The sequence below is a fragment of the Hymenobacter artigasi genome, from assembly GCF_012275535.1.
GTDB classification, from domain to species: Bacteria; Bacteroidota; Bacteroidia; order Cytophagales; family Hymenobacteraceae; genus Hymenobacter; species Hymenobacter artigasi.
Window position 1 is genome coordinate 47679 of record NZ_JAAVTK010000016.1, and the last position, 25863, is coordinate 73541.

Below are 25863 nucleotides of genomic sequence, written 5' to 3' on the forward strand. Positions count from 1 at the left end.
TTCTGCCAACGGCAACCCCATTTCCTCCGTACTTGCGCACCTATGGCCGACGCGAACGCATCCAAGACTTCCCTTTACGGCGGCATTGCCGCCAACGTAGCTATTGCCATCAGCAAGTTTGTGGCGGCGTATTTCACCGGCTCCTCAGCCATGCTCTCGGAGGGCATTCACTCGCTCGTGGATACCGGCAACAGCGGCCTGCTGCTCTACGGCACTCACCAGAGCCAGCGACCGCCCGATGCCGAGCACCCCTTCGGCCACAGCAAGGAGCTGTATTTCTGGGGCTTGATTGTGGCCGTGCTCATCTTTGCCATCGGCGGCGGCATGTCGTTTTACGAGGGTATCAAGCACATTCAGCATCCCGAGCCCATTGAAGACGCGAGCTGGAACTACGTGGTACTGGGCATTTCTTTTCTGTTCGAAGGTGTTGCCTTTTACCTCTCGGTGAAAGCCCTGCTGGCCCAGGCCGATACCAACGTGGGCTTCGTGAAAATGCTGCGCACGAGCAAAGACCCGGCGGTATTTGCCTCGGTGATGGAAAACCTGGCGGCCCTCGTGGGCCTGGCTTTGGCGGGCCTGGGCGTGTTCCTGGGGCATTTGCTGAACAATCCCTACTTCGATGGCGGGGCATCCATCGCCATTGGCTTGCTGCTGATGCTGGTGGCCATTTTTCTGGTGGGCCGCACCAAGGGCCTGCTGGTAGGCACCGGCGTAGATGCCACCACGCTGGCCAATCTGGAGCGCATTGCCCGCGACCAGCCGCAGGTGCGCGACATCCGCTCGCCCCTCACCATGTACCTCGGCCCAAACGACGTGATGCTGGCCCTCGACGTCGACTTTGCCGACAACCTAACGTCGAGCGAAGTAGCCACCGCCGTCGAGCGTTTGCAGGACGCCATTCGGGTGGAGCACCCGGAGGTAAAGCGCATTTTCATCGAGGCCAAGAACCTGGCAAATGCGGCTCCGGTAGAGGGGAAATAGCCTGTCATGCTGAGCATTCTGCGCATCAAGCAGAGACCGAAGCATCTCGCGTGTGGTAGTAATCCAATCGTTAAAAAAGGATTAATGGTGGCAAGCGAGATGCCTCGGCTGCGCTCGGCATGACGGTCAAAATAAGCCCAACGTTAACCCCGGCCCCACTTTTGCGGTAAACCCCCGGTGCGCCCGCCACAGCTACCGGGCTGACGCGGGCGGCCGCCTGTTCCACGCAGCCCCTTTGCTATGAAAGTTCCTACCCCCGTTGCCTCGCCGTTTCGCTCCTTTTGGTGGGGCGGCTATGAGTGCACCGACCAGCTCAACGCCTTCGGCTACCGCGTCGATTTCCTGCCCCTCACCGGCCATTTGCAGCTGATTGACGAAGATTATACCGACCTCGGCCCGTTCAACGTCCGCACTGTGCGCGAGGGCATTCGCTGGGCCCAGATTGAAAAAACGCCTTATCAATATGATTTCAGCACGGTAAAAGTCATGCTCGAAGCCGGGCAGCGCCACGGCATTCAGCAGGTGTGGGATTTGTGCCACTTCGGCTACCCCGACGACCTCACGCCGCTGCACCCGCTGTTTGCCCGGCGCTTTGCCGCACTGTGCCGCGCTTTCGTGGATTTCTACCGCAGCCAGCGGCCCGACGATGTGCTCATCGTTACGCCCATCAACGAAGTCAGCTTCATCAGCTGGCTCGGGGGCGATGCCCGCGGCACCACGCCCTACTGCCACAACCAGGGCTGGGACGTGAAATACGGCCTCATGCGCGCCTACATCGAAGGAGCCCACGCCCTGCGCGAGGCCGACCCCAGCATCCGCATGCTAAGCACCGAGCCGCTGGTACACATCGTGCCGCCGCTGCACGCCACGCCCCGCGAGCGCCGCTGGGCCCGTGAGGCCCACGACAACCAGTTTCAGGCCACTGATATGCTGGCAGGCCGCAAATGCCCCGAGCTGGGCGGGCGCGAAGACCTGCTCGACATCGTGGGCTTCAACTATTACTACGACAACCAGTGGCAGAACGGTACGCCCAATAAGCTGGGCTGGAACGATGACGTGCCCGACCCGCGCTGGGTGCCCCTGCGCAACCTGCTGCGCTCGGCCCACAAGCGCTACCGCCGCCCCTTCGCCCTCACCGAAACCAGCCACCCCGGCGTCGACCGCCCCCAGTGGCTGCGCATGATTGCCGAAGAATGCGGCGCCGTGCTTCGCGAGGGCCTGCCGCTGCAAGGCATCTGCCTCTACCCCATCATCGACCGTCCCAACTGGGACCACCTCGACCAGTGGCACCAGTCCGGCCTCTGGGATGCCGACCTCAGCCAGCCCGGCCCCGCCCGCGTGCTGCACCAGCCCAGCGCCGATGCTCTGCTGGCCGCGCAAGCCACAGTAGCCGAAGCAGCGCCCGTGCGCCGGCCCCGGGCGCTGCTGGTGTAGCGCGAACTCTGTAGTTCGCGTCCCCGCGCCGTTCACAAATTGTTGAAACGGCGCGGGGACGCGAACTACAAAGTTCACGCTACTGTATTTTTGGCGCATGGACGCCACAGTTTATCTGCCCACGCCCCTCGGCCCCCTCGCCCTCACCGGCTCCGACGCGGGCCTGAGCGCCGTCACGTTTCTTGAAGACACGGATGCTACCCCGACACTTCCAGCCGCAGTTCCGGACTGCCTGCGCCCGGCGCACCAGCAGCTGCAAGCATATTTTGGCCGCGAGCTACGGGAGTTTGACCTTACTTATGATTCCGATTTCGGCACCGATTTCCAGCGGCAGGTATGGCGGGCGCTGCTGGGCATCGGCTACGGCCGCACGGCCTCCTACCTCGACGTGGCCAAGGTATTGAACAATCCCAAATCCGTCCGGGCCGTAGGCGCAGCCAACGGCCAGAACCCGCTGGCCATCGTGTGGCCCTGCCACCGCATCATTGGGGCCGATGGCAGCCTCACGGGCTACGCCGGCGGCATGCACCGCAAGAAGTGGCTGCTGGAATTTGAGCAGCCGGTCAGACAGGGCGGGCTGTTTGGGTAGGAGGTGGATTGGTGGGTTAGTGGATTTCACAGACCTTATAAAATCAGCCTTCCGTCAACCCACCACCTCACTAACCCACCAATCCACACTACGCTCCCACCAGCTTCAGCAGGCCCTTATAGATAATGTTGTGCTGCCAATACAGTTGCAACACCATGGGAATGTGGTGTCTGCCCGGAATAATGGTGTACGGCGCGGGCTGTCCGGTCGCCTTCAGCCTATCACGGAAGCGCCCCGAGCTGCCGCTGATGCTCGGGTACGTTTCGCCACCGATGTAAAAAATGAACGGCGGCAGGTTGGGCTTAATCTTGTAGATGGGCGACATTTCCTTCCACACGGCCGGGTCTTTGCCGAAGGGCACGAGGTATTGGGCGTCGCCCTCATACTTCATTTCCTTGAGGTAGCTGTACATATCCAGCCCCGCCGGGTCGTCCATGATGGCGCCTTTTACCGGATTCTGAGGCAGACCATTTTTCGCTAATAATTCGTCATCGGTAGCCAGCAGGGCGGCCAGACCGCCGCCCGCCGAGTGGCCCATCACGAACACGCGCTGCGGGTCGCCGCCGTATTGCTTGATGTTGTTTACCGTCCAGGCCAGGGCGCGGGCGCAGTCGGCCGCCTGCTCGGGCACGTGCACGGGCGGGGCGAGGCGGTAGTTAATCACCACGGCCACCACGCCCTGCTTGGCCAGCCGCCGGCCGATGAAGGTGTAGATGTTCTTGTTGCCGCTCGTCCAGCTACCGCCGTGGATGAAGAGGACGACGGGATACCCGGCCCCGTTCGGCGCGGCTTTTTTGGGCGAATAAACATCCAGAATATGACGCTCCTTGTCGAAATCGGGGGCCGAGGCGGGCACGTAGGCCACGTCTTTGGTGCGGTGGCTGGGGCGGGCCACCACGTATTCGGTGGCCAGCATGATGACCACAACAGCCAGCAGTACGGCCACGGGAGTCAGCAAAAAGAAACGACGCATGCGCGGGGATTAAGCAGAAGGGCCTGCGGCCGAATGCCGGCGCAGGAGCTACACCTACGCCCGGGCCGGGCCGGCAGTTTGCCCAGCGGTGGCGCGGCACCGGGGCCGGGTGCTTGGCAGCATTGGCTTTATCTTTGTCAGAACGGCTGCTGGCTGGCTTTTTGCCGGGCCGGGCTTCCCTCATTTATTTATTCGCACCCGTGTTGATTTCTGCTTTGCCTAAGAATATTTCGGCGGCCCTGGCCGCCCTGCTGCTGGCAGGCCTGCTGGGAGCCGCGCCCGCCCAGGCCCAGCGCAAGGGCGCAGCCGCCCCCACCGTGAACGCCGATGGCAGCCTGGCCACCCCGGCCCCCAGCAAGCCCATGCGCCTGCAGCCCCTGTTCGGTGGCCTCAGCCCCACGCAGGCCACCCAGGTTATCGGCGAGGCGCAGCTCAAGGCCATCGCCGCCAGCTTCGCCTCCACGGCCGAAGCCAGCACGTTCTTCACCAACAAGGGCTACGAGTACCTGCGCGAAAACCAGCCCGACACCGCCGCCTACCGCTTCAACCTGGCCTGGCTCCTCAACCCCCAGAATGCCGAAGCCTACCGCGGCCTGGGCATCATCGCCAGCGAGCAGCCCACCCCCGACGCCGCCATTGCCCTGCTGAGCAAGGGCTTCGGCATTGCCCCCACCAGCACCCTGCTCATGAGCGATTTGGGCGCGAGCTACCTCATCCGCTACGGCCAGACCAAGAAGAAAAAGGACCTGACCATGGGCCTCACCCTGCTGCAGCGCGCCACCGCCGCCGACCCCACCAACGCCAATGGCTGGCAGCAGCTGGCCCGCGGCCTCTACTACCAGGAAAAGTATGCCGAGGCCTGGGATGCCGTGCACAAAGGCCAGAACGCCAGCGTCGGCAGCCTCGATTTCGACCTCGTCACCGACCTGCTGGCCAAGCTGCCCGACCCGCAGGGCACCTTCAAATAAACCCCGGCCGGCAGACGGATTTCAGCGGTTTAGGCGTTGGGTTCCGTATAGGCGTTTTTTGCTTCACTTTAGTTGGATAGTATGCGGTTTCGCTCGTTGATTTTTGGAGGACTGGCGGCTGGCGCACTTAGCAGCCACCCGGCCCTGGCGCAGTACCACCACCCCGTGCGGCACTACAACCGCCAGGAGCGGGCCTACTTCCGGGGGCCGCTGCACGTCACGCTAGGCGGCGGCACGGCCCTCTATAATGGTGACCTGGGCAACAGCCTCGGCGATAATTTCCTGGGCCCGGCCCTGAGCCTGGGCGTACTCTATCGCCTCACGCCGCACCTGCACCTGGGCAGTGAGTTCTCCTATGTGCAGATGGGCGCGCGCGACAAAGCCAAGGAGCGGGGCTATGCCTTCACCAGCACCAACGGTTTGGGCACGGTTTTCTTCCGGTTCGATTTATTGCCCGACGAGTCCGTTTTTGCCTCCTCCATGGCTGAAGCACCCGTTTTCCAGGTGTTTGTGCAGGGCGGCGCGGGGCTGCTGCTCTACAATCCGCAGGCTTACTACGGCACGGAGCGCGCCAATGGCAGCACGTCCTTCCTGCCGCCCGAGCGCAACGACTACCCGGCCCTGGCCGGCGCGTTCCCAGTGGGCGCGGGCTTCGGCGTGCGCCTTACCGATAAGCTGCGTGCCAACCTCGAAGGCAACTACTACTTCACCACCACCGACCAGCTCGACGACATCAACCTGCGCCTCGGCGGGGCCTCGGCCAGTAAAGACGGTTTCGGCACAGTGATGCTCAAGCTGGATTACTCGCTGAAATAAGCGCCCGGCGGGTGGGGCCGCCCCTTCGCTCCCCGACAAAACAAGCCCAACGAAAAAGACCCGCCAGCAATGCTGGCGGGTCTTTTCTATTAGCTTTTGCTCAGAGAGAAACCTACTCTTTCACAAAGCGCTGGTGGAACACTTTCTGCCCGTCGCTCACGCTCAGGGTGTACATGCCCTTGGCCAGGCCGCCGATTTGCAGCGTGCCGTTGCTGAAGCTGGTGCCGTTCACACGGGCACCACGGATGTCCGTTACCACCACGCTAGTTGCCTCGGCGTTGCCGGGTAGCAGCAGCTGGATGGCCGTAGTAGCGGGGTTGGGGTACACTTCCAGGGTGCGGGCCAGCTCGTTGCCAATGGGCGTAGCTTCGCCGGTGAGGGTGGCAGGAGCAAGCGCCGCGCCGCCGGTGATGTTCACCGTGTAGTCCTCGGCTTCGCCGTAGCTGAAGGTGCCGCAGCTGGTGGTGGCACTAGCGTCGCTCATCACAATGCGCAGGCGGGTCGCGCCGTTCTTGGCCGTGGCAGGCACCGTGAACGTGCCGCTCAGCGTGCCCGTGCTGGCGCTGCTGCCGCTCACTATCGTTTCACCGGCATCGGTGAATACACCGTTCTGGTTGTAGTCGATGTAGATTTTGAAGTACTCGGTGTAAGCCGTGCTGGCGAAACCAGCCGAGAAGCGGATGGTCTGCGACGAACCAGCGGCGATGCTCGTGCTCAGCGCGGTGCCGTTGTAGTAGCCGGCATCCGATGCCGACGTGCGGTTGATGCTGCCCAGATTCACAAGGTCAATCCACTCGTAGGACTGGCTGGTGCCCTTCACGGTGCAGTACGTGGTGGTCGGCGGAGGCGTAGTGCCACCGGCGGCAGCGCCCACACCCACGGCAAACCATGCGTTGGTCACGGCCGTTACCTGGGCCGAGCCGGCACCGTAGAGGTCGGTAGCCGCCTGAATGGCAAACGTCCGGGCCTGTGCGTAGGTCGAGCTGGCCGTCATGTACACGCTTTCCATGCGGTAGGTGATTTTGGCGGCGGCGTCGATGCCCACTCCGGTTACGGCGTAAGTGCCGCCGCCTTCGTTAGTGCCCGATTTGCCCACGGCCAAGATGTAGTACCAATGGTTGAGCACGCCCGAGTTGGTGTGCACACCGCCCTGGTCATTGGCATTGGAAGGCGACGAGGTAGTAGCTACCCAGTACTGGCCCTTGTAGTACGCGGGCTGGCCCAGCGACTTAGGGTCGCTCATCGAGCGCAAGGCGGCCTGCTGCTTGTCGATTTCCTCGCCAATGAGCCAGGTCGATTTCGCCTTCACACCGCCCGAGGTAAAGCCCAGGTTAGCCACGGCATATGCCTCAATCGAAGCGCCCCAGATGTCGGAAAGGCCTTCGTTCATGGCCCCCGATTCGTTGGCGTAGGTCAGGTTGGCAGTGGTTTCGCACACAGCGTGGCCAATTTCGTGGCCGCACACGTCCAGCGCCGTCAGGGGGCGGAAGCGCGTTGCGCCGTCGCCGTAGGTCATCACCGAGCCGTTCCAGTAGGCATTCTCGTAGCCTGCGCCGCCGGGCACATCGTCGAAATGCACGTAGCTTTTGATTTTAGCCCCGGCGTTGTTGTAGCTGTTGCGGCCGTGCACGTTCTTCCAGTAGTCGTAGGTGGCTTGGGCTCCCACGTGGGCATCGCCGGCCACGTTGTCGAAGTTGGCGTTGTTGTATTCGGCCGAGGTCCAGTTGTTGTCGGCATCCACGAAGTCGGTGGCGGCCGTGTAGCTGTTGCCCTTTTTGCAGTTATAGGTTTCGATGCCCAGGCCGCGGGTGGTGCCTTCGCGCAGGAAGTAGCCGCCCGTGGTGGTGCCATCGGCAATGGTGCGGCTGCCGCTGTAGGCGGTGGCAAACGTGCCGGTGGCCGCTGCATGCTTAATAATGGCATCCGTCATCACCACCGCGCCGTTGCTGGCATCAACGTACACAAACGCGCGGCTGATTGGCTCAGCGGCGTACACGTTGAATTTCCAAGCCAGCACCAGCGGGCCGTTTTCGGCGCTTTTGCGGTTGTCGCGCACAATTACCAGCTCGCCGGCAGGGCGGAAGGTGGCGGCGTCGGCCTCATTGGTTTGCCACATGTATTTGCTGGCACCCACGTGGGCCGTGGCGGCAGCCAAGGCGGCCTTTTCGCTCAGCGAAGGCGTGATGTTCAGGCCCGAAATCTTCTCAAAATCGCCGCTGATGGATTCTACCACACCGCCCTTGGCGTGCACCGTATAGTCGGCATGCTCCACGCGGATGCCCTGGTAGTACTGGGCAAATTTCTGGTGGGTGAAGCCCAGCTGGTCGGTTTCAACACTGCGCTGCACCATTTGGTCGGCAGTTGTGAGGCCCAGCTGCTGGCGCAGCACCTGGTCACTGCTGGCCCCGCGGTAGGCCATTTTGCCTTCGGCATTAAATTGTACCAGCACGGGCTGGTTGTCTTCGCCCAGCACTTTGGTCTGAATACGTGAGGCATCCTGAGCCTGTGCAGAAGTAGCTAACGCGCCAAACATAAGCAAGGCAGCGGCAGAGTATTGTTTTTTCATGGAATTAACAAAGTTGATTATGAGAAACCGGTTTGAGCATTTCTTAACGTTTTGCATCAAATCTGTCGCAACATAGGCAACTTTATCAGCGATAACCGTCAATCGTCATGAGTTTATCAATAATGCCCGAATCTTGCACGTTCCATGAACAAACAATGAAGCTTCAATTGCACTTAACCAAATTGTAACATTCCTTTAACCAGAATAACTATCTGGTTTGATTATTGCTACGGTTTTTTGGCGCTGAGATAGTCGGCGGCCAGCGTAGCCAAGGTTTTTACGCCCAGCGTGAGGCCGCTTTCGTCGATGCGAAAACCGGCCGTGTGGTGGTCGGCGGCGGTGGCGGGGTCCTGCCCTTTGGTCATGCCGCCCACGAAGAGAAACACGCCGGGCACCTTTTCCTGGTAGAACGAAAAGTCCTCGGCACCGGTCACGGCCTTGATTTCGTGGACGTTGGAGGCCCCGGCCACGGCTTGCAGCGTGGGCAGCATCTGGGCGGTGAGGGCGGGGTTGTTGATGGTGATGGGCACGTAGGGCTCAATGGTGACTTCGGCCGTGGCCCCGGCGCTCTCAGCAATGTTGGTGGCAATGCGGCGGATGCTGGCCCAGATTTGCTTTTGCACCTCCGGGTTCAGCGCCCGCACGGTACCCGACATCTCCACATCGGGCGGAATGACGTTGTAGCGCACCCCGCCGTTGATGGTGCCCACCGTGACCACGGCCGCGTCGTCAATCAGCTTTACTTCGCGGCTCACGATGGTTTGCAGGCCCATAATAATCTGGGCGGCGGTCACCACCGGGTCCACGCTGTACCAGGGAGCGGCCCCGTGGGCCCCTTTGCCGTGCACCTTGATGGTGAAGCGGTCGGACGAAGCCATTTCGCCGCCGGGCCGGTAATTGAGGTTGCCCACCTCAGTCTTGGCATTGATGTGCACGCCGAACACGGCATCGACCTTGGGCTTGTCGAGTACGCCTTCCTTCACCATGAGCTTGGCCCCGCCCTCCACGCCCGGCAGCGAGCCTTCCTCGGCGGGCTGGAAAATGAACTTCACGGTGCCGGGCAGGTCGGCTTTTACCTGGCTCAGCACCTCGGCCGCGCCCATGAGCATGGCGACGTGGGTATCGTGGCCGCAGGCGTGCATCACGCCCACGGGCTGGCCCAGGTAGGTGGCTTTCACCTTGGAGGCAAAGGGCAAATCGTTGTTTTCGGTGAGGGGCAGGCCGTCCATGTCGGCGCGCAGGGCCACCACCGGGCCGGGCTTGCCGCCCCGCAAAATACCCACCACGCCGGTGCGGCCCACGCCGGTCTGCACTTCCAGGCCCAGCTTTTTGAGGTGCGCGGCGATGATGCCGGCGGTGCGGGTTTCCTGGTTGCCCAGCTCGGGATGCTCGTGAATATCACGCCGCCAGGCAATGACTTTGCTTTCTTCCTGGGTGGCCAGCTGGGCAATACGGGCATCGAGGGCCGTATTCTGAGCGTGGGCGGTGGGAGCGGCGGCCAGCGCCAGCACAAGGCCGGCCGGCAAAGCAGAAAGTAAAAAGCGCATCATAAAATCAAGAATGAGGAATGAAAGCCGAGCGGCACGTTTCGGCCGGTAGGCAATGTTACGCCACCGTTGCCAACCAGCGCGCTACTGTTCAGCCTGGGACGTATTTTTGCGCGTTGGTTTACTGCCTTTCCATTAGCTGAACCCGTTATTTTTTGTGGCTACGATTCTGACGCCTGCCCCCCTGCCCCACCCCGTGAATGCCCCGCATCAGCCGGGCCGCCCACGCTCCTGGCCGGCGGCCTGGGCGTCGAAGGGTTTCCGCCTGCGGCTGGGTGCGGTGGTGCTGCTGCTGCTGGGCCTGCTGCCGGTGGTGCCGGGCTTCTACCATTTCATTCAGGCGCGGCCCGGCCAGCGGCTCGCCGACCCGCTGCTGGAGCTGCTGCCGGTGCACGATGTTTCGGCCCTCACGTTTGCGCTCATCTACGGGGCCATCGCGGCCACGCTGGCCTACCTGCTGCCCCGGCCGCAGCGGCTGTTGCAGGCGCTGTGGGCCTATTATTTCCTGCAATTGCTGCGCATGCTTACGCTGTGGCTGCTGCCGCTGGAGCCGCCCACCACGCTGGTTATCCTGCACGACCCGGTGATGGACCGCATTTTTGAAGTAACCACACAGCCCATCGTGCGCGACTTGTTTTTCTCGGGCCACACCGCCACCATGGTGCTCCTGACGCTGGTAGGCCGGGGCCGCAGCTGGCGCTGGGTGCTGGGCCTGATGAGCGTGGCCGTGGGCGTACTGGTGCTGGTGCAGCGCGTGCACTACTCCTATGATGTGCTGGCCGCGCCGTTTTTCGCCTGGGCCGCCTACTGGCTGGCTGGGCGCGTGTGCCGGAAGTAGCGCGGGCGAGCCGCTAAATGAATCAGCCCGTCATGCTTCGCTGCGCTCTGCATGACGGGCTGATAACAGCTTATCCTATAAATACTTCTCGTAAATGCCGGCGGCAATCTTCTCCACGATGCCCTTGGGCACCACGCTGGTGAGGCCAGCCGACACTTTATTGAGCACGCCGGGAATAATTTCGGCCTCGCCGGCCAGCAGGCCGTTCACGGCGGCGGCGGCCACGGCTTCGGGCGTCATTGACACCTTATTCGCGGTGGCTTGCAGCTCGGCACCCATGCCGGCGCGGTCGGCAAAACTGGTGGTAGTAGCGCCGGGACTCAGGCAACTAACCGATATATTACTGGTTTTCAACTCATAGCGCAAGCCGCGGCTGAAGCTCAGCAAAAAGGCTTTGCTGGCCGCGTAAAGCGTCAGCGAGGGCACGGCCTGGTAGGCGGCGGTGCTGGCCACGTTCAGGATGTAGGCTTTGGGGGTTTTGTGCAGCGCCGGTAGCAAGGCGTGGGTGAGGGCCACGGGCAGGTGCATATTCAGCTGCAGCATGTTCTGCTGCTCGGCCAGGCTGAGCTGCTCGAAGCGGCCCCAGAGGCCATAGCCTGCATTATTCACCAGCACGGCCAGCTGTTCGGTTTGCTGCATGGCCCAGGCGGCCACGGTTTCGGCAGCGGCGGGGGCGGCCAGGTCGGTGGCCAGCACTTGGGCCTGGCGCTTGTGCCGGGTGCCAATTTCGAGGGCCAGATTAGTGAGTTGGTCTTCGGACCGCGCCACCAGCAGCAGGTCGTAGCCGCGCTGGGCCAGGAGAAGGGCAATGGCCCGGCCAATGCCGCGCGAAGCGCCGGTAACGAGAGCGTAACTCATTTAACAATTATCATTTAACAGTTAACAACTCATTCAACAGCATCACACATTCAGGCAAATGCACAACTGAGCGCAGCATTGGCTGATAAATGTTAAATGATAATTGTTAAATGAATCTACTTCACCAGGTGCAAAAAGCGCAGGTAAAATGGCGTGGGGCTGTCCTCGCTCTTGGGCTGGTACTTGCCCGAGATGATGGGCACGTACATCACGCGGCGGCGGCTTTCGGGGCCAATGAGCGGCGACTGGGCTACACGGTGCCACATGCGGCCGTCGTGTACGGTAAGGTCGCCGGGCTCGGTTTCGATAGCCATTTCGTTGGGGTCGTAGTACACGTCCTTGTAGTACTTCTTGCGAAACAGCATCTTGTGCAGGCCCTGGCGGTGGGTGCCGGGTATCACGCGCAGGCCGCCGTTGGTGGCCTTGGTGCCGTCGAGGTGCAGGCCTACGTTGAGCATGGGGCCGATGCGCTTGCCGTAGAATACGTCGCGCAGCGAGTCGGTGTGCCAGCCCATCTGGCTGAATTCGGAGCCGGGCACGTTCACGTAGTGGTTCACCACGAGGCCGTCTTTTTCGTTTTCACCCACGCGGCCGCCTTCGGCTTCGAGGAGGGGAAAAAGGGCCTCGAAACGCTCGTCCTGAAGCAGCTCGTGCAGCACGGGGTGGTGCTGCGAGGCAAAGGCGAAGCGCTGCACAATGCGCGAGCCGTCTACGTCGTGGCCGTACTTAATGGGCACGCCGTTCACCTTTTCTACGCCTTCGGCCAGCCATCTGGCCTGCACGTCCTGCGTGGCCTGAAGGATTTGCTGAACGTATTCGGGCGAGGCGAAGGGCCGGAAGTGCAGGAAACCGTATTTAGTAAAAAATGCCCGTTGCTCGGCGGTGAGGGTGCTGCCGAGCGTGAAGCGTGGATAGTCAGAGGATAAGGCCATAACAGAAATTTGGCGGCCGCCGGGTATTCCCGGGCGACACACAAAGGTAATACGTCCGGCGTGGCCTGTGCCGATTTTTGGACACGGGCCGGAAGCAGCACGGCGGCTATAACCGCGCCGCCGCGCAGTAGTTTCGACGCGGCAAATACGCGTTCGGCGCGTGAATAGCTGGTGAATTATCGCCCCGGTGCCCCAGCGCGCTAACGGCTATCGGCCTGCAATGCTTTAACGCTCAATCCTTCTTCTGATGCCGGCCCCGGCCCGGGAGCACGGAGCCGGGGCCGCCGCACGCAAGGAAACGGCCACAACGGCGTTGGGAAGGAAGGACTAATCGCGAAGATTCCTATCTTTTCCCCCTCCAATCTGCCCGGCCGATGCTTTTGCTGCCCACTTTCAACGCCGTTTTACTGCCGTGTGCCGTGGGGCCGGAGGCTTTCCGTGCCCACGCGCAAGGCCATTTTTGCGACAGCTGCCAGCGAGTGGTGCAGGATTTCAGCCAGTCGGCAAACCCCGTGGCAGAACTGGCCGCCGCCCGCGCCGCCGCGCCCGACGGCCGGGTCTGCGGCAGCTTTCGGGCTGCGCAGGTGCAGCAGATGCCGCCGCCACTCACGCGGCGCTTGAAGTGGTTTCTGATGGCGCTGGTGCTGGTGGTAGGCCAGGGATTGACGGCGCGGGAGGCGCTGGCGCAGGTGCGGCGAACTACAATTGACTATACACAGCAAGTGGCTAAGCCGGAACGGGAGCGGCTTGCCGAGGCGAAGCGCGACTCATTAATGCGCAACTCATTAATACTAGATGAGACAAATCTGCCACCTTTTTTGGGGATGGTAGTCGAGCAAGTGCCGCGTTTTCGTGGCGGCGGTACCAGCTCACTGGTTAAGTACATTCAGCAGCATATAAAGTGGCCTTCTCATGCCGATACAGTCCACGTAAGAGGACGGCTATTTATTAGTTTCACGGTGGGCGAAGATGGATTGGTGCATAATGCTAAGGTGGTAAAAGGCCTGCATCCGCTGTTTGACGACGAAGCGTTACGCGTAGTGCGGTCACTAACTGGGTTTGAACCAGCCAAACAGAACGGCAAACCAGTGAGCATGGGCCTAACACTACCCATTACATTTGAGTCAAAGTAAGCGTAGGTATCTCATCCATTCTGCGCTTGATACATTACCTATTGCGGGAATTATTTTTTGGACATTCCGACCAAAATTCCGCACCTTCACTCCTGCTCTCCGCACCACTTCTAATTCCCACTTCCTTCATTCCCGCCGCCCTATGGTTTTCACGCCCAGCCCCATGCTTCTCAAGCTGCTCTACACCCGTGGCAGCCTGCACAACCTGCCCGAGAGCGCGGGTGTGGCCTTCAGCCTCAAAAACCGGCTCGACACCGTGAAGGTGACGGCTTTCAAGCAAGTGCAGATTGGCGATGTGGTGGTGCCGGCCGAGAAAATCCGGGTTGATTTGGGCAACGGCGAGCAGCGCGCCGCCACGGCCATCGATGCCGACGGGCAGGCCGTGGAGCTGCCCGTGGGCCGCGCCATCACGGTAATGGTCGACATGCCGGCCCTGCCCGAGGGCATTCATCCGGTGCAGATGTGGTTTTCGACCGACGTTTTCGGCGACCTTCATGTGGAAGTGGAAGATGCCATCGTGGGCGTGGCCAGCTCGCGGCCCCGCATTCCGCGCTCCGAGGAAGACGACTATTCCGAAGCTGCCATCGCGGCCCGGCAGCGCTTCGCCGAGCAGTTTGCCGATAAAGAGTTCAAGCACCTCAAGCACTACTCTTTCGACGCCCACCAGCTGCAGGGCAACTGCGAGCATTTCCTGGGCGTGGCCCAAATTCCGGTGGGCCTGGCCGGGCCGCTGACCGTGAACGGCGAGCACGCCCAGGGCGATTTTCTGATTCCGATGGCTACCACCGAGGGTACGCTCGTGGCCAGCTACAACCGTGGCATGCAGGTGCTCAACCTGTGCGGCGGCGTGAAGTGCACCGTGGTGGGCGATGCCATGCAGCGGGCTCCGGTGTTCGTGTTCGATGATGCGCGCGGGGCGCGGGACTTTGGCCTGTGGGTGGAAGAGAACATTGGCCTGATTCGGCCGCAGGCCGAAAGCACCTCCAGCGTGGCCAAGCTGCAGTACATCGACACGTACCTGAGCAACAAATTCGCTTACCTGCGTTTCAATTTCAGCACCGGCGACGCGGCCGGCCAGAACATGGTGGGCCGCGCCACTTTCGCTGCCTGCTCCTGGATTCTGGAGAACTACAAGGGCGCAAAAGTGGAGCATTTCTACCTCGAATCGAACTTCGCCACCGATAAAAAAGCCTCCCAAATCAACGTGATGCGCACCCGGGGCAAGCGCGTGGTGGCCGAGGCCGTGGTGAAGCGCGACATCCTGATGCAGCGCATGCGCGTGACGCCCGAGCAGCTGGCCTACCACGGGCAGGTGAGCAATGTGGGCGCGTTCATATCGGGGGCCAACAACAACGGCGCGCACTCGGCCAACGGCATCACGGCCATGTTCATTGCCACGGGGCAGGACGTGGCCAACGTGAGCGAGTCGTCGGCCGGCATCCTGTATTCGGAAGTGAATAAGGACGGGGATTTGTACATCAGCATCACCATTCCGTCGCTGATTGTGGCCACCCACGGCGGCGGCACCGGCCTGGCCACCCAAAACGAATGCCTGCAAATGCTGGGCTGCGTGGGCCGGGGCACGGTGCGCAAGTTTGCCGAGATAGTGGCCGGCGTGGTGCTGGCCGGCGAGCTGAGCCTGGGCGCGGCCATCAGCAGCTCCGACTGGGTGAGCAGCCACGAGCAGTACGGCCGCAACCGGTAGAAGCTTCTGATACAAATAGTTACCCTTTCCAACTTCTACTCAATGAAACTGCAAAAACTGGCCTTCCTGGTCGTTGGCCTGTGGCTGGGGGCAGGCCGTGCGCAAGCGCAGATGCAGTCCTCGCGCGAGCTTGGGGAGCTCGGGATGGACCTGTACCAGCGCGCCAATTCGCCCGATGCCCTGGCCCGAATGCGCAAGGACCTGGTGAGTGCCCCCGAAGCCTACCTGGAGGGCGCGGAGCAGCCCGGCACGTTGGTCTTGCTCGACAAGCGCCGGGTGCGGGTGCCGGCCCTGAAATACAACGTGGCCCTGCGCCTGCTCGAAGTGCGCGACTCGACCGGCAGCCACGTGTGGCCGCCCGGCAGCCTCGACGGCTTCTACCTGGGCCGGGGCAGCGAGGCGCGGCACTTCCGCAGTAAGCTGGTGCGCAACGGCAGCACCAAACTTGATTTTGTGGAAGTGCTGACCCAGTCCGACAACAGCCCCCTGGCCCTGGCCGTGCTACACAGCTACCGGCACCAGGATGCCCGCCTCGACCCCATACTGCGCACCGAAATTCAGCCGGAGCGCAACGAAATCGGCCAAACGGTATTGGCCGGCACCGACCTTGTGACCAAAGAACCCCTGCGGGCACTGCCCCTCAGCCAAAAGAACGTGAGCCAGTTCTTTGGCAGCCGCGCCCCCGAAGTAGCGGCCTGGGCCGCCACGCAGCACCTGAGCTACACCGACCTGGGCCAGGTCCTGCGCATGGTGGAATATTATAATCAGATATCCTTCAGGCAGCCCTAGAGCGGTTTTCAGGTTCGTGTACACGTAGCGCGAACTTTGTAGTTCGCGTCCCCGCGCCATCAGAGCCGTTCTAGTGGCGCGGGGACGCGAACTACAAAGTTCGCGCTACTGCCTGCTGGCCTCACAAGCTGTACACAAATCCGAAAACTGCTCTAAGGCGCTTTGCATAGCCGGCCGGGCTTGTCATTCCGAAGAAGGAGGAATATGACAACTGAGTTTCGACGACTGCACCCGGATTCCTACTTTACCGGATTATCAATTGAGCCCAGAGTGGCACGGTGCTTGAAATCGGGGCTTACACAGTAGGTAACCGCCTAATTATCGTATTTTTGACCTCCTCTGTAACGTTCACCTTCTTTTATTGTCTTTAGTGAAACTTCATCCTTACTTATTTGCTATTTTCCTACTCGCCAGCGGGCAACAAGCAAACGCGCAGGCCGCAAAGGAACAGGCTGAAGCCCGCACTATCTACGCTCAAAGCAACCGCAACCCCACTGCCACGACCCTGCGGGCCGGCCTGAAAAACCAGGCCACCGGCTTCCTCGGCGATGGCACTTTTCAGCTGGGCGCCCTGCGCACCTTCGACGGGCGCTACCGGCCCGTGCCGGGCGTGCGCTTCCATGCCGGCCTACGCCTGCTCGAAGCCCAGGATTCCATCAACACCGATTCGACGCACTTATGGCCGGTGGGTAGCCTGCGCGGCTTCGATATTGGCGAAATGGGCGGCACCGGAGCCGATGCCCTGCGCCGCTTCCGCCCCCGCCTGGTGAAGGAAGGTAGCGCCGGCACCCGCCGCGAATTCGTGGAAGTACTCACGGCCGTAGATGCCGGCCCACTGCTGCTGGCCCGCCTCTACTCCTCGGGAGCCGATGCCACGGCCGGCCGCCTCTCCATGGCCCCCATGCTGCTGGTGGGCGTGGGCAATGAGCCCACGGAGCCGTTGCACCCCATCACCCTCAACCAAAGCGACGTGCTGCGCCTGTTTGGCAAGCGCGATACTGAAATCAGCACCTTCGCCAACACCCAGCACCTGCAATACGACCAGCCCGCCGACGTAGCCAAAATGATAGACCACTACAACCGCGTAGCGGTGGTGAAGTAGGTCATTTAACAGGTATCAATTAACATTTAACAGCCGTTCTAGCTGCTCAATTGGGGCAGATGGAACGGCTGTTAAATGTTAATTGATACCTGTTAAATGAAAATTAGTCCATCATATCGGCCGAGCGGGGCGGGTCGGGCACGAAGCCGGGGTTCCAGCTCATGGGGTAGCGGCCGTCTACGTATTGCAGGGCCGTTTCGGTGAGGTAGAGCGGGCGGAACGTGTCGAGCATCACGGCCAGCTCGTGGGTTTCTTTTTTGCCGATGCTGGCCTCCACGGTGCCGGGGTGCGGGCCGTGCGGCAGGCCGGTGGGGTGCCAGGTGAAGGACGCTAAATCGACGCCCTTGCGCGACATGAAATTGCCGGCCACGTAGTACAGCACCTCGTCCGAATCGACGTTGGAGTGGTTATAGGGCGCCGGAATGCTGAGCGGGTGGTAATCAAACAAGCGCGGCACGAAGGAGCAGATAACGTAGTTGTGCCCCTCAAACGTCTGGTGCACGGGCGGCGGCTGGTGCAGGCGGCCGGTTATCGGCTCAAAATCGTGGATGCTGAAGGCGTAGGGGTAGAAATAGCCGTCCCAGCCCACCACGTCGAACGGCGAGTGCGCGTAGGTGAGCTCGTGCAGCAGGCCTTCCTTTTTGGTATATACCAGGTAATCACCTTCCGGGAATTCTTCGGTGATGAGCTCGCTCGGCGGGCGCATGTCGCGCTCGCAGTAGGGCGAGTGCTCCAGCAGCTGGCCGAAGTGGTTGCGGTAGCGCCGCACGGTTTCGACGGGGCTGAACGACTCGATAATCATGAGCCGGACCGGGCCTTCCTCAAAGTGCAGCTGGTGGATGACCGTGCGCGGCACAACCACGTAGTCGCCGGGCTCGAAGGCCACTTTGCCCATCTGGCTCCACAGCTCGCCCCGGCCTTCGTGCACGAAAATCACCTCATCGGCCTGGGCATTTTTGTAGTAATAGTCCATCCGCTTATCCGTGGGATTGCAGATGCTCATCGTCACATCGGCATTGCCGAGCAGGGTTTGGCGGGCGGCCAGGTAGTCGCCGCCGGTGCTGGTCTGGGCCAGGGTGCGCAGGTGCTCGGGCTGGAGCGGCCGGTCCTTAATCAGCTTCGGGGCGAAGGGCTTGGGCTGGCCAACGTGCTTAATCTGAGTGGGCGGGTGCACGTGGTAGAGCAGCGACGACACGCCGTGAAACCCCAGCGTGCCCACCAGCTGCTCCGAATACAGGGAGCCGTCGGGCTGGCGAAACTGGGTGTGCCGCTTGCGCGGAATCTGGCCGAGGCGGTGGTAATGCGACATGATAAGCGGGGGTGGGATGGAGCCGTGAAGTTACGGAACAGGGCTCTGCCCACGCGCCCCCCCCTCCCCTACTTCCCCAGCAGCGCCAGCTGTGCGGTGCTGTCGCTTACCACGTGCAGGGCGCGCTGCAATTCGGCATCCTGCTCGCGGAGCACGGTGTAGTACGCCACGGTGCCATAGGCGCTGCGGGCAATGTAGGCCTTTAGCTGGTTGCGCAGCAGCGCCGCGCAGCGGCGCACGGCGGCCGCGTCGGCCTTCACGCCATCTTGGGCGGCCTGGGCGGTCAGGCTCAGCAGTTGCGCGTCGGTGATGCGGAAGGTGGCGTTGAACTGCTCGAAGCGCAGGCCTTCCAGCTCGGCCTTTTGGCTTTGATAGAAATTCAGGGCGAAGGCGCGGACTACGCCGTGGCTCAGCAGCTTGGTATAGTAAACGGAGTGGGCCACCGAATCGCGCGGCACGAACACATCGGGCATGATGCCACCGCCGCCGTACACGGTGCGGCCGTGGTCGGTGCGGAAGCGCAGCTTGTTGGAAAAGTGGATGCTGTCGGCCGATTGCAGCTCGCCCCGGTCAGAGCGGCCGCTCAGCTCGGCACTGTATTCGGCGTAGTTGGCCCCGTACGGTTTCTGGATGGAGCGGCCGGCCGGCGTGTAGTAGCGGGCAATGGTGAGGCGCAGCTCGCCGCCATCGCTCAGGGCAATGGGCTGCTGCACGAGGCCTTTGCCGAAGGTGCGGCGGCCTACCAGGGTGGCGCGGTCGTGGTCCTGCAGGGCACCGGCCACCACCTCGGCGGCCGAGGCGCTGCCTTCGTCCACGAGCACGACCAGGGAGCCTTCCTCGAATTCGCCGGCTACTTTGGCGTAGGTCTGCGAGTCGTACTGGTCGCCCTTACCGTCGGTGTACACGATTTTGCGCGAACCGGCAATAAACTCATCGGCCAGGCGGGTGGCACGGTCGAGGTAGCCGCCGGGGTTGCCGCGCAGGTCCAGCACGAGGCGGGTGAGGCCCTGGTGGCGCAGGTCGGCCAGCGCGGCCTTAAACTCGTCGTAGGTATTGGAAGCGAAGCGGCTTACTTTAATGTAGCCGGTCTGGTCATCAACCAGGTATGCGGCATCAATCGAGCTATTGGGAATGCTTCGGCGGGCAATGCTGAAGCTCAGCGAGCGCGCCAGCCGGTGGCGGCGCAGCTCGATGGCCACGCTGCTGCCCCGGGGGCCGCGCAGCAGCTGCGACAGCTGCCCGGAGGTGAGATGCGCGCCCGAAACCCGCTTGCCGCCGATGCTCAGAATCTGGTCGCCGGCCTGCACGCCGGCCTGCTCGGCCGGGCCACCGCTGAGCGGCGCCACTACCGTCACGGTATCGCGGAAAGTATTGAATTCGACGCCGATGCCGTCGTAGTCGCTTTGCAGGAAGGAATCGGTTTTTTCGCGGTCGCGGGCCGGGATATACACGGAATGCGGGTCGAGCTTTTCCAGCATCTGGGCCACGGCGTAGTCGGCCAGGCCTTCGGTGTCCACGGAATCGGCGTAGTCGCGGTCCACGTAGCTCAGTATTTCCTTGAAGCGCAGGTAGCCCCGGGCCGTGGCATCGGGGTTTTCCGACGAGGGCCGGAAGGGATTATTGGCCACCAACACGCCGCAGCCCATGGCCAGTACCAGCAATAATGCCTGTCGCAGCCAGCCGCGCCGCCGTGAGCCGGCGGGCATACCAGTTGCCTGGTTAGCAGGGGTAGAAGTGGGCATGAGAGATAAGCGTAGCGTTAATAATCAATAGGATAGTATTAGATGGAATTCAAAATTATTGAAATTTTCCCAGTTTCAAGTGCCGAAAGGTAGCCATTTTCAGATTTCTCGAATCAATACAATAATTTACGATAAAAGGGCAAAAAACAGGCATTTTTAGTGGCAAATTACAATTTTTCGATTGCTGACCAGCCCTTTTAATATCAATGCAATTTATAATTTTACTCATAATTTTTCGGATGGCTTTCGACCAGGCCGGGTGTTTACCCGTTGGACACGGCTTTTTCCGGTTTGAGTGCGGCAGCCCCCGAAGCAACTACGGCCGGGGCTGCCCGCTGGATTGGGACCTTTCGGCCCGCCGTATCTTTGCACCCGGCCGCACTGGCCGGCGCTTTTCATTTTCCTCGCTTTACACCGCCACCACATGGGTCGCATCCTTGCCATCGACTACGGAAATAAGCGCGTGGGCCTGGCCGTAACCGACCCGCTGTGCATGATTGCCTCGCCGCTGGAAACCATACATAGCAAGGATTTGCTGACCTATGTGAAGGCCTACCACCTGCGCGAGCCGCTGCGCGCCGTGGTGGTGGGCATGCCGCGCACGCTGCTCAACGAGCCTACCGATGTGACCAGCGCCGTGGTGGGCCTGCTGCGCACGCTGCGCCGCGAGCTGCCCGAGCTGCCCGTTCATGAGCTCGACGAGCGGTTTACTTCGCGCATGGCCCACGCCACCATGCTGGCCGGCGGCCTCGGCCAGAAGGCCCGGCGCGACAAGGCCACCGTGGACCGCATTAGCGCCACCATTATTCTCCAGTCATTCCTCGAATCGCCGCTGATGCGGGAAGTTTGAGTACTCTGTTTCTAAAAAACCGTCATGCAGAGCGCAGCGAAGCATCTTTACCGCAATGGTAATTCACTCGAAGCACCGAAGCGGTAAAGATGCTTCGGTGCGCTCTGCATGACGACCATATATTCCCTTTTACCATGATTTACTCCATTGTTGCCATCGGCGACCCCGTCCTCAAGACCAAAGCCAAAAACATTGCCGCCGACCTGCCGGCCGCTGAGCTCAAGCAGCTGATTGCCGACATGTACGAAACCATGTACTCGGCCAGCGGCGTGGGCCTGGCGGCGCCCCAGGTGGGCAAAGCCGTGCGCCTGTTCGTGATGGATTCGGGCCCGATGGTGGACCTCGACGAGGAAGACCTGGCCGAGCTGGAAGAAGGCGAAGTGCCCGAGCCGGCCGTGAAGCGCGCCTTCATCAACCCCCAAATGGTGAGCGAAACCGGCGAGGAATGGGGCTTCGAGGAAGGCTGCCTGAGCATCCCGGGGGTGCGGGAGCTGGTGACGCGCCACGCCGACATCGTGCTGCGCTACGAGGATGAAAACCGCCAGGTGCACGAGGAAGCCTTTTCGGGCATGGCCGCCCGCGTGATTCAGCACGAGTACGACCACCTGGAAGGCATCCTGTTCACCGACAAGCTCTCGGGCTTTAAAAAGCAGCTGCTGAAGGGCAAGCTGGCCCGCATCAGCAAGGGCGACGTGCGGCACGAGTACCGCATGAAGTTCGTGGGCGACGGGCGGCGGCGGTAGTTGCGGAGTAGCGACAAAACATATAGCGCTCTGATACAGAAGCTTAGAATAAAAATCTATTGTTGCAATCTGGTATGACATATAAACTGGCATATCCTCCGGGATATGCCAGTTTTTTTCATTTTATTTGTCATATCATTCTCGAAATGTACTAATGGCTTTTTCACCTGCTTATCCATTTGCCCTGCCGGAACTGCCGCCAGCCATTGATTTTGAAGACCTTCGCTTCAATCGATTGGTAGCAAAGGCGCGAACAGAACTGGGCGAGTTGAAGGGTTATTCGGCAGCGTTGCCGAACCCCATGCTTTTGTTGTCGCCCGCTATTTTGCGGGAGTCGATTGCCAGCTCCGATATCGAGAACGTAAACACTACAGTGGAGCAAGCTTTGCAGCAGCAGCTTTTTCCCGAAACCGAGCAGCGGGCAGCCGATAAGGAGGTACTGCGCTATGGCCAAGCCATGCGCTGGGGCTTCGAGCAGTTGCCCACGCTCTCACTGTCGTCGCGGCTAATTGTGGGCATTCAGCGGCAGCTGTTGCCGGGTGGCTACGCCGGCTACCGGCAAACACCCAACCAAATTGTGAATTCCGCGACCAAACAGCCGGTCTACACGCCGCCGCCGGCGCATGACATAAGCCGCCTGCTGGGCAACTGGGAAAACTTTGTGCATACCCCCGACGAGCGTATCGACCCGCTGATTGCCTGCGCCATCATGCATTACCAGTTCGAGGCCATTCACCCGTTTGGCGATGGCAACGGCCGCACGGGTCGCATCCTTATGGTGCTGTACCTAGCGTACCATGAGCTGCTGACGCTGCCCACACTCTACCTTAGCGGATACATCAACCGGCACCGACCTGACTACTACCGGCTATTGGCGCAGGTGTCGGCAGCGGGCGAGTGGGAGCCGTTCATTCTGTTTATGCTGGAAGGATTTTATCAGCAGGCCCGTGAAACCAAGCTGATGCTGGTGGAAAGCGTGGGGCTGCTTCAGCAGTTTCGGGAAGCCGTACGGCAGAGCGGCCGCAAAATACCGCAGGAGTTGATTGAGGCCATTTTTACTCAACCCATTGTCACGCCTTCGCAGGCGGCGCGGGTGCTGGGCGTGCACTACAGTACGGCCACGAAGTATTTGAACCAGTTGGCAGAGCTTGGTCTATTGGAAGCCAGCGAATTGGGCAAATACCATCTATACAGCAACCGCCGGCTCATTTCCCTGCTCAGCCGCGTCTGATTCCGGCCCACGTTTCGTACCTTGTTAGCCGTGAAAAAATACGGCTACCTGCTTCTGATTTGTGTGCCCCTGCTCTTCGTTGCCCGCCAGGCGCAGGCGTGGGGCTTTTTTGGCCACCGCCTGCTGAACCGGCTGGCGGTGTACACGTTGCCGCCGGGCATGATTGGCTTTTACAAGGCCAATATTGACTATTTAACGGTGAATGCCACGCGGCCCGACTCGCGGCGCACAGTGGTGCCGGGCGAGGCCCCCAAGCACTTCCTCGACGTGGACCGCTACGGCGACAGTGCCGAGTTTAAGCTGCCGCGCAAGTATGCCGACGCCGTGGCCCGCTACAGCGAGGACTCGCTGCTGCGCCACGGCATTGTGCCCTGGAACGTGGTGAGCATGAAAAACCAGCTCACCGCCGCCTTTAAGGCCAAGGACACCGACCGCATTCTGAGCCTCTCGGCTGATATGGGGCACTATATAGCCGATGCCTGCGTGCCGCTGCACACCACCCGCAACTACAACGGCCAGCTCACGGGCCAGCGCGGTATTCACGGCCTGTGGGAATCGCGCCTGCCCGAGCTGTTGAGCGCCGACTACGACCTGTTCAGCGGTAAGGCCGAATACCTGGAGCGGCCCAGCGATGCTATTTGGGCCGCCATTATCCGCTCGCACGCGGCCGTCGATTCGGTGCTGCGGTTCGAGAAACAGCTCACGGCTGAGTATCAGGAAGACCAGAAGTTTGGCTACGAGCAGCGCGGCAGCCAGACGGTGCGGGCCTACTCGCGCGAGTTCAGCAAGGCCTACCACGCCCGGCTCAATGGCCAGGTCGAGCGGCAGCTGCGCTACGCGGCGGCCCTCATCGGCGATTTCTGGTTTACCTGCTGGGTAGATGGCGGCTCGCCCGATTTGCGCCAGCTGCCCTACACGCCCTCGGCCAAAGAGCAGCAGCGACTGGAGCTGGAAGCCAAACAAACGGCCGGCACGCCGGTGTCGGCCGCGCCGGGGCACGACGAGTAACTCGTACTTGTAGCACATGCTTCAGCTTGTGCAGGCGCTTGGAGCAGCAGATATTTATTCGATTCGGGCACAAGCTGAAGCATGTGCTACAAGGCTTCCGTCTGGTGCACCATATCCAGGTCCAGCACGGCGATGCCGTCATTGTCCACTTCGTAGGCGCGGATAAAGCGGCGGTGCCACTCAATTTCGTCGTGGGTGTAGGAGTTGCGGGCGTGCACGTCCTGGGCGAAGGTGTCGTCGTAGGCTTTAAGCTGGATGATGATTTCAACGTCAAGCCGCTCGTAATCGGCAGCGATGAGGCTGTGGAGCGGGCTTTCGGGGGTGATGTCGTGCACGATGGTCCAGCTCAGGGGGAAGAAGCTGATGGCGTCGCGTTCGAGCGGCAGCAGGGCGTAGGTCTGGTCGTTGGTGGCGGGGTGCACGGTTTTGAGCAGCACGCGGGCCTGCAGGTCGATGAGGATGTTGTTGCGCTGGTTGGCGATGCGAAACTGCAGGCAGGGCGTGCCGTCGGCCCGGCGGCTGATGATGGCCGTGCGGCTGAAATGAATACGCGCCGTGGGCCGCGAAAACCGCCCATACAGCAAGCCCGTGGCCAGCGCGAAGGTGAGCACGCCCACCAGCGCCTCCACGCTGCTGAGGAAGCCAGTTGCATTGGTGCCCGGGTACACATGCCCGTAGCCGACGGACGTGAACGTCTGGATGGAGAAAAACAGGGCGCTCAGAAAATCCTGCACGGCCCCGCGCGGGGCGGCCACGCCGGGCAGGTCTTCGAGGCCCAGGGCCATATAGGCCCCGGCAAAGGCCACATTCAGCACCGTAAAAAACACCACGACCAAACCGATAAACGGCCACCAGTCCATTTGAATAAGCCACTGGTAGGGGTCGTGGCGGTGGGGGCCACCGCGCCGCCGCACGTTGAACGAGCCATCGTGGTTGATGGCCCGCCGGGTGCGGCGCGAGAATTTTTCGCCGATGCCGGGGTCGAGCGTGGGCATGAGGAGGGCGTGAGGTAAGCTTCAGCTTGCCGAAAGGAGCCCGGCCCGAGCTGTTGCCATCAAAAGTAGCGCCACCATCCGAGAACGCCCAACCCAGCTTCAAGCATTCCCTTGATGAGGCGGCTGCCGTTGGCGGCCGTGTTCATTATTTTCAAAAAGTAACAGCGCGGGCTATTGAGTTTTCAATACGCGCAGCACCTCCGTGCGGCCTTCCTGTAGAAGCCGCAAATGCAGGCTGTACACGCCCACTGGTAGCCCGGCGGTGGGCAAGGGGAGCTGCCGCGCCCCCGCTGGCTGCGGCGCAGCGGCCACTTCCCGCACCAGGCGGCCCAGTACATCATGCAGCTCCAGGCCCACAGGCTGCGGACTGGCCAGGGTGAAAACCACTTGGATTTCTGAGCCAAACGGATTGGGGAAGGCGGCCGTGGTGCTGGCCGGGCGGCTGGCGCGCACGGGCAGCAGCTGCGCGAAGGGGGTGAGCTGGCCCCAGGTTTCGGGCCCCTTGCGGTAGCCGAGCAGCACCGTGGTTTCGGTAGTGAAGCTGCGGTATTCCTCCTGCGTCTGGCCCAGGCCGGGGGCAGTGAGTGCGAAGTAGCCAGCATCGAGGTTGCTGCCGTTGAGGAGGGAAGTACTGTCGGCCGTGGGGGTGTTGCACCGCATATAGGGCTTCCGCACCAAAAGTAAGCTGGTCGTAGGCTAGTTTCGGGAATGGACCCTTTCGCTTCCTTTGCCCATTTAACGGACCCGCGCGTGC

23 protein-coding genes are annotated in these 25863 nt (G+C 61.5%); 14 read left to right on the forward strand and 9 right to left on the reverse strand.

The annotated features are described in order from the left end of the window. Positions 1-42 precede the first annotated feature (42 nt). The 3 genes from HBN54_RS19920 to HBN54_RS19930 all read left to right on the forward strand — a co-directional run bounded on the left by HBN54_RS19920 (position 43) and on the right by HBN54_RS19930 (position 3004). Positions 43-981 (forward strand): cation diffusion facilitator family transporter, encoded by a 939-nt coding sequence (locus HBN54_RS19920; RefSeq protein ID WP_168674989.1) that lies wholly within the window; start codon positions 43-45, stop codon positions 979-981. A gap of 240 nt (positions 982-1221) precedes the next feature. Beyond that, complete coding sequence (locus HBN54_RS19925; protein WP_168674990.1) at positions 1222-2415, forward strand: amine oxidase; 1194 nt, start codon at positions 1222-1224, stop codon at positions 2413-2415. 97 nt (positions 2416-2512) lie between these two features. Beyond that, positions 2513-3004, forward strand: coding sequence for a methylated-DNA--[protein]-cysteine S-methyltransferase (locus HBN54_RS19930; RefSeq protein WP_168674991.1), 492 nt, complete (start codon positions 2513-2515; stop codon positions 3002-3004). A gap of 88 nt (positions 3005-3092) precedes the next feature. Here the strand turns inward: HBN54_RS19930 and HBN54_RS19935 are convergent, their stop codons facing one another. Then, complete coding sequence (locus HBN54_RS19935; RefSeq protein ID WP_168674992.1) at positions 3093-3977, reverse strand: alpha/beta hydrolase; 885 nt, start codon at positions 3975-3977, stop codon at positions 3093-3095. A 200-nt stretch (positions 3978-4177) separates the two neighbouring features. Between HBN54_RS19935 and HBN54_RS19940 the strand changes: the two genes are divergently transcribed. Continuing rightward, complete coding sequence (locus HBN54_RS19940; RefSeq protein WP_168674993.1) at positions 4178-4945, forward strand: tetratricopeptide repeat protein; 768 nt, start codon at positions 4178-4180, stop codon at positions 4943-4945. A gap of 81 nt (positions 4946-5026) precedes the next feature. Continuing rightward, the gene (locus tag HBN54_RS19945) at positions 5027-5761 is read left to right on the forward strand and encodes a hypothetical protein (RefSeq protein ID WP_168674994.1); all 735 of its coding nucleotides are present in this window, start codon (positions 5027-5029) and stop codon (positions 5759-5761) included. Positions 5762-5873: 112 nt separating this feature from the next. Here HBN54_RS19945 and HBN54_RS19950 read toward each other — a convergent pair whose 3' ends face one another. Beyond that, complete coding sequence (locus HBN54_RS19950; protein WP_168674995.1) at positions 5874-8327, reverse strand: M4 family metallopeptidase; 2454 nt, start codon at positions 8325-8327, stop codon at positions 5874-5876. Between the two features lie 227 nt (positions 8328-8554). Beyond that, positions 8555-9877, reverse strand: a complete 1323-nt coding sequence (locus HBN54_RS19955) for an amidohydrolase (RefSeq protein ID WP_382214615.1) — start codon at positions 9875-9877, stop codon at positions 8555-8557. Positions 9878-10031: 154 nt separating this feature from the next. Here HBN54_RS19955 and HBN54_RS24060 point away from each other — a divergent pair, with 154 nt between their 5' ends. Next, positions 10032-10712, forward strand: coding sequence for a phosphatase PAP2-related protein (locus HBN54_RS24060; protein WP_168674996.1), 681 nt, complete (start codon positions 10032-10034; stop codon positions 10710-10712). Between the two features lie 75 nt (positions 10713-10787). Here HBN54_RS24060 and HBN54_RS19965 read toward each other — a convergent pair whose 3' ends face one another. Together HBN54_RS19965 and HBN54_RS19970 are read right to left on the reverse strand one after the other, a co-directional pair. Further along, a complete protein-coding gene (locus tag HBN54_RS19965) occupies positions 10788-11570 on the reverse strand; it encodes an SDR family NAD(P)-dependent oxidoreductase (protein WP_168674997.1) in 783 nt (260 codons plus the stop codon). Positions 11571-11686: 116 nt separating this feature from the next. Further along, complete coding sequence (locus tag HBN54_RS19970) at positions 11687-12502, reverse strand: phytanoyl-CoA dioxygenase family protein (protein WP_168674998.1); 816 nt, start codon at positions 12500-12502, stop codon at positions 11687-11689. A 374-nt stretch (positions 12503-12876) separates the two neighbouring features. On the opposite strand from HBN54_RS19970, the gene HBN54_RS19975 reads away from it, so the two are divergent. From HBN54_RS19975 to HBN54_RS19990, 4 genes are all read left to right on the forward strand, one after another. Next, entirely contained in the window at positions 12877-13635 is a 759-nt protein-coding gene (locus tag HBN54_RS19975) for an energy transducer TonB (protein ID WP_168674999.1), read from the forward strand. A 142-nt stretch (positions 13636-13777) separates the two neighbouring features. Next, entirely contained in the window at positions 13778-15340 is a 1563-nt protein-coding gene (locus HBN54_RS19980) for a hydroxymethylglutaryl-CoA reductase (protein ID WP_168675000.1), read from the forward strand. Between the two features lie 42 nt (positions 15341-15382). After that, positions 15383-16129: a hypothetical protein gene (locus HBN54_RS19985; RefSeq protein WP_168675001.1), complete on the forward strand. Its 747-nt coding sequence runs from the start codon at positions 15383-15385 to the stop codon at positions 16127-16129. A gap of 370 nt (positions 16130-16499) precedes the next feature. Continuing rightward, entirely contained in the window at positions 16500-17231 is a 732-nt protein-coding gene (locus HBN54_RS19990; protein WP_168675002.1) for a hypothetical protein, read from the forward strand. Between the two features lie 103 nt (positions 17232-17334). Here HBN54_RS19990 and HBN54_RS19995 read toward each other — a convergent pair whose 3' ends face one another. After that, positions 17335-18540: a homogentisate 1,2-dioxygenase gene (locus tag HBN54_RS19995; protein WP_168675003.1), complete on the reverse strand. Its 1206-nt coding sequence runs from the start codon at positions 18538-18540 to the stop codon at positions 17335-17337. A gap of 68 nt (positions 18541-18608) precedes the next feature. Next, positions 18609-20282, reverse strand: a complete 1674-nt coding sequence (locus HBN54_RS20000) for a S41 family peptidase (RefSeq protein WP_168675004.1) — start codon at positions 20280-20282, stop codon at positions 18609-18611. A 424-nt stretch (positions 20283-20706) separates the two neighbouring features. Between HBN54_RS20000 and ruvX the strand changes: the two genes are divergently transcribed. From ruvX to HBN54_RS20020, 4 genes are all read left to right on the forward strand, one after another. Beyond that, the gene (gene ruvX / locus HBN54_RS20005) at positions 20707-21132 is read left to right on the forward strand and encodes a Holliday junction resolvase RuvX (RefSeq protein ID WP_168675005.1); all 426 of its coding nucleotides are present in this window, start codon (positions 20707-20709) and stop codon (positions 21130-21132) included. A gap of 134 nt (positions 21133-21266) precedes the next feature. Then, positions 21267-21875 carry a peptide deformylase gene (gene def / locus HBN54_RS20010; RefSeq protein WP_168675006.1) on the forward strand — a complete coding sequence of 203 codons (609 nt, stop codon included), beginning with the start codon at positions 21267-21269 and terminating at the stop codon, positions 21873-21875. 154 nt (positions 21876-22029) lie between these two features. Continuing rightward, entirely contained in the window at positions 22030-23106 is a 1077-nt protein-coding gene (locus tag HBN54_RS20015; RefSeq protein ID WP_168675007.1) for a Fic family protein, read from the forward strand. Between the two features lie 30 nt (positions 23107-23136). Beyond that, on the forward strand, positions 23137-24114 hold the full coding sequence (locus HBN54_RS20020) for a zinc dependent phospholipase C family protein (protein ID WP_317170255.1): 978 nt from the start codon (positions 23137-23139) through the stop codon (positions 24112-24114). Positions 24115-24200: 86 nt separating this feature from the next. Here the strand turns inward: HBN54_RS20020 and HBN54_RS20025 are convergent, their stop codons facing one another. Both HBN54_RS20025 and HBN54_RS20030 read right to left on the reverse strand, forming a co-directional pair. Continuing rightward, the gene (locus HBN54_RS20025) at positions 24201-25109 is read right to left on the reverse strand and encodes an ion channel (RefSeq protein WP_168675008.1); all 909 of its coding nucleotides are present in this window, start codon (positions 25107-25109) and stop codon (positions 24201-24203) included. Positions 25110-25280: 171 nt separating this feature from the next. Beyond that, entirely contained in the window at positions 25281-25769 is a 489-nt protein-coding gene (locus HBN54_RS20030; RefSeq protein WP_168675009.1) for a T9SS type A sorting domain-containing protein, read from the reverse strand. Positions 25770-25863 lie beyond the last annotated feature (94 nt).